Genomic DNA, 3,409 nt, shown 5'->3' with positions numbered 1-3,409 from the left:
ATGTCGTGCTTCACCCTCAAGTCGACACGCATAAAAAGCCTCCCATTTCTCATGTCCAAGAAATGGGAGGCAGTTCATCGTTCGCGTTCCGGGGGCCTTTTGCTGCCGCGAGGATGCGGCCGAACGATGCGCTCAGGTTAAATCAAATCTTATATTTCATACGCGCTTTATATGGCTCCATTTTTGGGTACAGTGTTGAGCCGATATTGAGCTTGGGGGATATATGAAAGATGAGACGATGGGCCAAGAGGATGCGGCCCAAGATGCAAAAGCGTGTGCCGAGGCCCTGGAGAGCCTAGACCAAATCGCACTGGCCGAGATTGCGTTTGACGATTCGAGCGTTGATGTGCGGAATGAGCCGGAAATCGAGGCGCAGCCCGATGATCAGGATGCAAAAGACGATGGCGCCGCGCCCACCGAGGACGAGGCGGGGCACGAGGAATCCGAATGCGAGGCCGACGACCAGCCCGAATCCGACACGAGCGAGGAAACCATCTTGCTCGACAGCTTGCCGGCCGAAGATTCGCTGACCCGCGAGCTCCCCGGCCTGGGCTCTGCGCCTGCCGTGGACGAGACCATCGCCATGGGCGATATCCCCCTACCGTCTGTTCCTTCGGCACATGAGGCCGAGGCCCGTCATCGTAAGATGCCGCCCAAGCGCCGCAACCTGATGGTTGCCGGCGTTGTGGCCGTCGCGCTCGTCGCCGGCGGCGCAGGCTATGCTGCCTGGAACGGATATCAGCAAGAGCAGGCTGCCGCTGTCGCCGCCAGTGCACACACGATGATGTCGGTGCAGATTGGCGTGCATGCCGCAGGGCTCGACTGCTCAACTGGTTCCAAGATTCCCGTGCAGGTGAGCGGCCAGGATTCCGACGGTTCTTCCGTGAGCGAAACGCTCTACGTTGACGAACACGGTCGCGGCATTAAGCTGCTGCCCGGCGACTATACGCTCTCCATCGCTGGGTCCCCCATCGCAGCCGACGGTACCATTTACACCGTGCCGACCACCAAGGCGCAGGTCACCATTAAGAGCGATGGGCAGGATTTGAGTGCCCAGGCCACCTTTAAGCTCAAGGTGCCTTCGGCCGACACGGTGACTGACGACCAGATCGATGCCGCCGCCAAGTATGCCGAGGAAGGCGGGGTGAACTCCGCCGCGGTCGCAAAGGTGCTCCAGCAGGCGGCAACCGCGCGCCGTGACGCCGCCGTCAACGCCGTGAGCTCCCGCGAGGCACAGGCGGCCCGCGACGCCGATGCTCGACATAAGGCAACGGACCTGTATCAGCTCGATATTCCCGTTGAGTGGTACGGCAAAGTCGCGACTTGGCAAAACGGCAGCACGCTGTGCATTTATCTGGACGGCGACACCAACACACCGCTCGTGACGCTCGTCGCGGTGCGCGAGGGCGAGAGCTTTACGCCCGATGAGGGCGACGCGGTTTTGGGTGCCGCAAACCTCGGCAACGGCTACACCGTCTACGCCAGCGGCCCCGTCTATCCGTACGTGGTGCCCCAGACCATCAACGGACGGACGCAAGACCCCGTGTCGACCTACCCCATGGATACGGCGATTGAGCTTGTCGAGCTCACGACCGGCAACCGCTACACCTATAGCCAGATCAAGAACGTGCTGGTCGGCAAAGACGGCAAGGCCGACGCCGCCACCAAGCTCGAATGCGACTACCTCGCCCAGATTCTGATGCCGAGCATCAAAGCCCAAGACTAGCCGGGCGCATCATGGTGCTCCCCAACCGTGATAAAGGGGCCAGGAGGTCCTGGCCCCACAGATCCGTAGATGATTAGGCAAGGAGCCACTTCCATGCGGGCACAACGTGTACCGCACCGTGCTCGCATGGAATATCGGCCTGCTCATCCATGGTAACGATTGCCGACTCGCCAAGATCGAACTGGGCCATCGAGGCATCAAGCGCGGCAATTTCGCGCTCGCGCGTTTTCTCACTTGCCATATCCACACTCACCTGAATCAGGCTATAAGCCCGCATGAGAAGTGCGTCCCCAGCCACAAAGTCCACCTCATGGCTTTTGCTCTTCTCTTTGATCAGCAGGCGGCAGACCGAGCCGGTCCTCACCGCGGGAGTCCTTCTTCTTAGCGCATTGAACACTGCGGTCTCGAGCCTCTGGCCCTGGTCCAATGCCGATGCGGGAGAGAATGCTCCAAACATCGCAGGGTCGACAGCGTAGACCTTAGACGCAGACCGCATGTTATTTGCCAATGAACGCGTGAACTCCGGCACAGAAAATAACAGGTAGGCATCCTCATAATACTCAAGTAAATCGCTGAGCGAATTACGACTGACGGGTATCTGTCTGCTCTTGAACTCGTTGTACACTTTGTTCACTGACAGCTCTCGTCCCGAAGATGCCATACACCGCGTCAAGAACAGCGATGCCAGGCGAGGGTTCTTGACGTCGTAACGCTCAATGACGTCCATAGCGACCGTTCGCGAAGCATATTCCTGTAGCAGCTGAATCGCGTCTGCGGGCGTCTGCTCAAGTGTCGCGATGAATCCCCCTCGTTCAAGATATCCGATCAGATGATGTCGAAGCAGCGCTGCATCGCTTGGGGAAAAGGTCGCATCTGGCTCGAAAACGTTCCCCGTCTTATATCGAACGTATTCCGAAAAACTCAACGGAAAAAGCTCCCGTATAAGAGAACGACCCCTGAACTCGCTCTTAAGCTCTGAGGACAGCATCTTAGAAGAAGATCCCGTCACATAGACGGTCGCTTTCTCCGTATCGACTACACGCCGCAGAAACGCACCCCATTCGGGAATTTCCTGGATCTCGTCAAAGAAAATGTAAGCGCCCTCGGTTCGAGCAGCAGGATACAGCGCATAGAACGTGTCGAGCACGTCCGCCAGCAGCGATGACTCATACGGGCGCAAGCGCTCGTCCTCAAAATTAAAGTAAAGCATCCGGTCAAGCTCGACGCCCCGGCCCTGAAGCCGCTGCATCTCCTGATACAGGCGATACGTCTTTCCACAACGGCGGGCCCCCACAACCACATTTACGATGTTGTCGCGCTTTGGCTCCTGTGGGTTTCCCAGATCAAGGTCTCGCTCAAAGACCTGCGGAACCCCCTGCTGTTCAAAGTCCTTTATTTTCTGGGCGATCAAGTCGTTGAATGCCATGATTCTCCAATCTTGCTCTCTAGCTAATCAAAATTATACTGATTCTTGATTAGCTAGAGAGCAAGATTGTGTGTAGTTTGATTAGCACTTAAGCAAGTTTTATCACCGTTATTGCTCCGAAGGATATCGAGTGGCTAAGAGGACAACCGAGCTCGAATGCGACTCCCCGAGCAGTCAATTTGGGACGGGGCTTTTTTGACTACCCTCCCCTGCAGAAAAATCCCTAACGCAGTTGCGGTGAAATAGGGACTGTTTTT

Annotated in this window: 2 protein-coding genes; one reads left to right on the top strand and one right to left on the bottom strand. The window is 57.1% G+C overall.

Annotated features, from left to right (window positions below):
• Positions 1-223 precede the first annotated feature (223 nt).
• On the top strand, positions 224-1,726 hold the full coding sequence (locus tag PMX21_RS09895; protein ID WP_271759279.1) for a hypothetical protein: 1,503 nt from the start codon (positions 224-226) through the stop codon (positions 1,724-1,726).
• Positions 1,727-1,799: 73 nt separating this feature from the next.
• On the opposite strand, the gene PMX21_RS09890 is transcribed toward PMX21_RS09895, so the two are convergent.
• Positions 1,800-3,152, bottom strand: coding sequence for an ATP-binding protein (locus tag PMX21_RS09890; protein ID WP_270226346.1), 1,353 nt, complete (start codon positions 3,150-3,152; stop codon positions 1,800-1,802).
• Positions 3,153-3,409 lie beyond the last annotated feature (257 nt).

The sequence above is a fragment of the Collinsella aerofaciens genome (genome assembly GCF_028209885.1).
GTDB classification, from domain to species: Bacteria; Actinomycetota; Coriobacteriia; order Coriobacteriales; family Coriobacteriaceae; genus Collinsella; species Collinsella aerofaciens_BA.
The sequence above is the reverse complement of the archived record's forward strand: the minus strand, read 5'-3'. Positions and strand labels throughout refer to the sequence as shown.